This window comes from Enterobacter cloacae complex sp. IR5418, assembly GCF_049238105.1.
Taxonomy (GTDB): Bacteria; Pseudomonadota; Gammaproteobacteria; order Enterobacterales; family Enterobacteriaceae; genus Enterobacter; species Enterobacter hormaechei.
The window spans coordinates 1-3,576 of record NZ_JBMKHS010000085.1; the positions used below are offsets into that span (position 1 = coordinate 1).

Genomic DNA, 3,576 nt, shown 5'->3' on the forward strand with positions numbered 1-3,576 from the left:
TCATCTGGTTTTGCGAATACTGATATTGATGATACAAACGGCCCACCGGCCTGTTGAGGAACCTGTAAAACGGAAAGGCTCGCTGAAGCCGTATATTTTCTGGAGGTTCATCAGGCGCGGAACTCATCGAGGCGCGGGAATAAAATCCCATTCAGACGCCGGATAGATTCAAGCAAGCCAACTTATCGTCAAAATCGGTGTTGCAAAAACGGGAGTGACCATAGATTCCGTTTTCTGAGACGACCACAGATCAGAAAAGACTGTGCAGCCGACTCTTGATATTCCGTGCAGTCACCTTCTGAAAATGACAGGCGCGGCACGGGAATCAAGGCATTGCGATTCTCGAAAATAGTTCTTGAAATTCTATTCTTGATTGCATATCATCTCAACGAGTTTCGATAAGAAAGGATGCGCATGCGACCGTCTGTTGTGCTTGACATGAAGCGAAGCGCAGTGCGTGAAGCGGTAGGCCGCTTTCGCGCCGCGAACCCGCGCGTCTTCGGCTCGGTGCTGCATGGCACCGACCGGGATGGCAGCGACCTCGACCTGTTGGTCGATGCGCTGCCCGGTGCCACGTTGTTGGACTTGGGCGATTTGGAAGAAGAACTGAAATCGCTGCTCGGCGTTGACGTCGATCTGCTGACTCCCGGCGACCTGCCGCCGAAGTTCCGGGCCAAGGTGCTCGCGGAGGCGCAACCGATATGAGCGAGAACCGCCTGCCCGATTACCTCGACCACATTCAGCAGGCCGCAACCGATGCGCGCAGCTTCGTGGAAGGGATGGCCAAGGACGACTTCTTGGCCGACAAGCGCACCCAGCAGGCCGTCATCATGAGCCTGATCGTCATCGGCGAGGCGGCCACAAAGGTGATGGATGGCTACGTCGAGTTCACCCAGGCGCATGCCGACGTGCCGTGGCGCAGCATGCGCAATATGCGTAATCGCATGGCTCACGGCTATTTCGACATCAACCTCGATGTGGTGTGGGAGACGGTACAGGAATGGCTGCCGGCGTTGCTCCAGCAATTGCCCGCCGTGCGTCAGGATGCCGACGATGAAGACCGTAACGACAACTGTGAAAGAGGGATCTCCGATGACTGTTGAATCGAGAATATTTTCTGTAGCCGAGTATGTTCAGCCGTCCGAAGGCGAGCCTATTCGTTCCGTTGTGCTTGAAACCCGAGACTCAATTATCGTGGTTTGGCATGTCCATCCCGGGCAGGAAATTGCGGCTCACATTCATCCTCACGGCCAAGACACGTGGACTGTTTTGTCGGGAATGGCTGATTACTTTCAGGGCAATGGGATTGTTCGTGCCCTCAGGGAAGGTGAGATAGCCGTGGCAAGACCGGGCCAAGTGCACGGGGCGCGAAATACAGGTACCGAGCCATTTGTGTTAGTCTCGGTTGTGGCATCAGCCAATGCCGGTTTCGTATTGGCTGAGCGATAGAGCCCAATCTCTGGAGTTGGTCCAATGAGCGGTCGGGGAGATAGGTAACAGACATGCAGCGGACACGGCTGCTAAACCAGGTCGCAAACCTCCTTGCGTCGCAGCGTGCCGCAAGCGACGCGATCAATCGAATGGGGTCGGCATGAGACTGAACACCATCCAGTTCCCGACCGCGTAGCCGCCTGTCCTGCCGATCAGGTCTTGACCATCGACGCCTGGGATCAGTCCTGAATGTTCTTGGAGACCACTACGTTATGAGCCGCAGCCGCCGCAAAACACCCATCGTCGGGCACACGACCTGCGGCAGCGAGCGCGAGGACAAGAAGCTCTGGCATCAGCGCTGGCGCACCCGTGAGCGCACGGCGCTGACCAGCGCGTCGCCCGAAGCCCTGAGCGCCCATCTGCCCCTGCTGGAAAACCAGGCCAGCAGCGTCTGGTCGATGGGCAAGGATGGCCGCTCCTACTGGCCCGTCAAGCGCCAGGCCGCCACGGCGGATCGCATCGCCAATCACAAGGGACGCAACCCGCAAGAACGCGCCTCCCTGAAAAAGCGCCTGCTGCGCAAGTGGATGAGCAAATGAAGCTCTCCTTCCATCAGCACATTGCGCTGTTCTGGATGATCGGTGCTCCGGGCGTCTTCGCGCCCGTGATCGAGAACGCCAAGCGGCCCGATGCCGGCGCCGTCATGGCGTGGGGTGTCGCGATCGTGGCGGTGATGATCCTCTTCACCCCTTTGCTGCTGCGCTGTCCACCATTCCGGCGCTGGTATGGCCGGACGGATGCGCTGTCGGAGCGGCAGCGCCAGGCGCTTGCCGAGCGCGGCCTGCGCCGCTACTACCAGACCGCTTTCGATGACGGCTACGTGCCCCGCGTGATGCCCTACGTGTGGCGCATCATCTGGACGGTCGGCGGGTTGATGGCTGTGACCGCCGTACTGCCTACCAACACCGGACGGCCAGCCTTCGATGCCTTGGTGGTCTTCTCGACCTGGTATCCGATAGGCGTGATGCTGCTGGTTTTCGCGTCGAGGCCCCTTGGCCGGTTGATTCGCCAAAGAGCACAGGAGCGGCGGAAATGAGCACGTCAACCATCGAGGCGCTGGCCAGCGCCTGGGCAAGGATTGCCGAGGAAGCGGAATTCCCCGCTGACTACGAGGGGACTGCCACACCACAAGCGCATCGGGCTAGCGAAGCTATTCAGGAGCAGATTCGGGAGCGCATCGTCGCCACCAACGACATGCGGCTGTTCAGCCTGCTGCACCTGCTGAGTCAGGCGTCGCTGCGCATGGAGCAAGCGCTGTGGCCGGAGGATTACGAGCGGATGACGCGCGAGGTTGAGGAAGCCCTGCGGCAAGCCACCGACGCCAACGCCAGATCGTACACCCACGAAGAAGTGATGCAGGCGATGCAGGAACGCATCGACCGGGCGCGAGACAAGCCATGTTGATTGGCTATGCGCGCGTCTCGACGCAGGATCAGAACCTGGAGCTGCAACGCGAAGCCTTGAGCAAGGCCGGATGTAAAAAGGTCTTCGAGGACAAGGTGAGTGGCACGCGGGCAGACCGGCCTGGCTTGGCCAAGACGCTCGAAATGCTGCGCGAAGGCGATACTTTGGTCGTCTGGAAGCTCGACCGGCTGGGCCGGTCGGTCAAGCAACTGGTCGATCTGGTCGGCGATCTGCACAAGCACGGTGTCCAGTTCAGGAGCCTCACCGACTCCATCGACACCGGCACACCATCCGGGCGGTTCTTCTTCCACGTCATGGCGAGCCTTGCCGAAATGGAGCGCGAGCTGACCGTCGAGCGCACCCGCGCCGGGCTGGAAGTCGCCAAGCAGCTCGGCCGCAAAGGCGGCCGCAAGCCGAAGATGACCGACAGCAAGATCGAGTCGGCCAAGAAGCTGCTGGCCAGCGGGGTGCCGCCCAAGGACGTGGCCAAGAACCTCGGCGTGTCCATTCCGACGCTGTACCGCTGGGTGCCAGCCTCCACGCACGCTTAGCGTGCTTTATTTAATGAGATGGTCACTCCCTCCTTCCCGGTACTATGCTGAGGACAGGCTTTCATTCGGAGAACTATCATGGAAAACATTGCGCTCATTGGTATCGATCTGGGTAAAAACTCTTTCCATA

The 3,576-nt window shown here is 59.6% G+C and carries 7 protein-coding genes; all 7 read left to right on the forward strand.

Annotated elements, in window-relative coordinates:
• Nucleotides 1–414: 414 nt before the first annotated feature.
• The 7 genes from ACOTX7_RS23995 (at nt 415) to ACOTX7_RS24025 (ending at nt 3,446) form a co-directional block, all read left to right on the forward strand.
• Nucleotides 415–705, forward strand: a complete 291-nt coding sequence (locus ACOTX7_RS23995; protein ID WP_001247892.1) for a nucleotidyltransferase family protein — start codon at nt 415–417, stop codon at nt 703–705.
• Nucleotides 702–1,103, forward strand: a complete 402-nt coding sequence (locus ACOTX7_RS24000; RefSeq protein WP_001293886.1) for a DUF86 domain-containing protein — start codon at nt 702–704, stop codon at nt 1,101–1,103. The genes ACOTX7_RS23995 and ACOTX7_RS24000 overlap by 4 nt, the downstream gene beginning before the upstream one ends.
• Nucleotides 1,093–1,449 carry a cupin domain-containing protein gene (locus ACOTX7_RS24005; protein ID WP_000215515.1) on the forward strand — a complete coding sequence of 119 codons (357 nt, stop codon included), beginning with the start codon at nt 1,093–1,095 and terminating at the stop codon, nt 1,447–1,449. Before ACOTX7_RS24000 ends, ACOTX7_RS24005 begins: the two co-directional genes overlap by 11 nt.
• A gap of 254 nt (nt 1,450–1,703) precedes the next feature.
• Complete coding sequence (locus ACOTX7_RS24010) at nt 1,704–2,030, forward strand: hypothetical protein (RefSeq protein ID WP_003100858.1); 327 nt, start codon at nt 1,704–1,706, stop codon at nt 2,028–2,030.
• Nucleotides 2,027–2,527 carry a hypothetical protein gene (locus ACOTX7_RS24015; RefSeq protein ID WP_003100856.1) on the forward strand — a complete coding sequence of 167 codons (501 nt, stop codon included), beginning with the start codon at nt 2,027–2,029 and terminating at the stop codon, nt 2,525–2,527. Before ACOTX7_RS24010 ends, ACOTX7_RS24015 begins: the two co-directional genes overlap by 4 nt.
• On the forward strand, nt 2,524–2,895 hold the full coding sequence (locus ACOTX7_RS24020) for a hypothetical protein (protein WP_021243030.1): 372 nt from the start codon (nt 2,524–2,526) through the stop codon (nt 2,893–2,895). The genes ACOTX7_RS24015 and ACOTX7_RS24020 overlap by 4 nt, the downstream gene beginning before the upstream one ends.
• Nucleotides 2,889–3,446 carry a recombinase family protein gene (locus ACOTX7_RS24025; protein WP_003100847.1) on the forward strand — a complete coding sequence of 186 codons (558 nt, stop codon included), beginning with the start codon at nt 2,889–2,891 and terminating at the stop codon, nt 3,444–3,446. The genes ACOTX7_RS24020 and ACOTX7_RS24025 overlap by 7 nt, the downstream gene beginning before the upstream one ends.
• Nucleotides 3,447–3,576 lie beyond the last annotated feature (130 nt).

Bases quoted from the DNA above. Each gene is read 5' to 3' on its own strand.
- ACOTX7_RS23995 (WP_001247892.1), top strand. From the start codon at position 415: ATGCGACCGTCTGTTGTGCTTGACATGAAGCGAAGCGCAGTGCGTGAA.
- ACOTX7_RS24000 (WP_001293886.1), top strand. From the start codon at position 702: ATGAGCGAGAACCGCCTGCCCGATTACCTCGACCACATTCAGCAGGCC.
- ACOTX7_RS24005 (WP_000215515.1), top strand. From the start codon at position 1,093: ATGACTGTTGAATCGAGAATATTTTCTGTAGCCGAGTATGTTCAGCCG.
- ACOTX7_RS24010 (WP_003100858.1), top strand. From the start codon at position 1,704: ATGAGCCGCAGCCGCCGCAAAACACCCATCGTCGGGCACACGACCTGC.
- ACOTX7_RS24015 (WP_003100856.1), top strand. From the start codon at position 2,027: ATGAAGCTCTCCTTCCATCAGCACATTGCGCTGTTCTGGATGATCGGT.
- ACOTX7_RS24020 (WP_021243030.1), top strand. From the start codon at position 2,524: ATGAGCACGTCAACCATCGAGGCGCTGGCCAGCGCCTGGGCAAGGATT.
- ACOTX7_RS24025 (WP_003100847.1), top strand. From the start codon at position 2,889: ATGTTGATTGGCTATGCGCGCGTCTCGACGCAGGATCAGAACCTGGAG.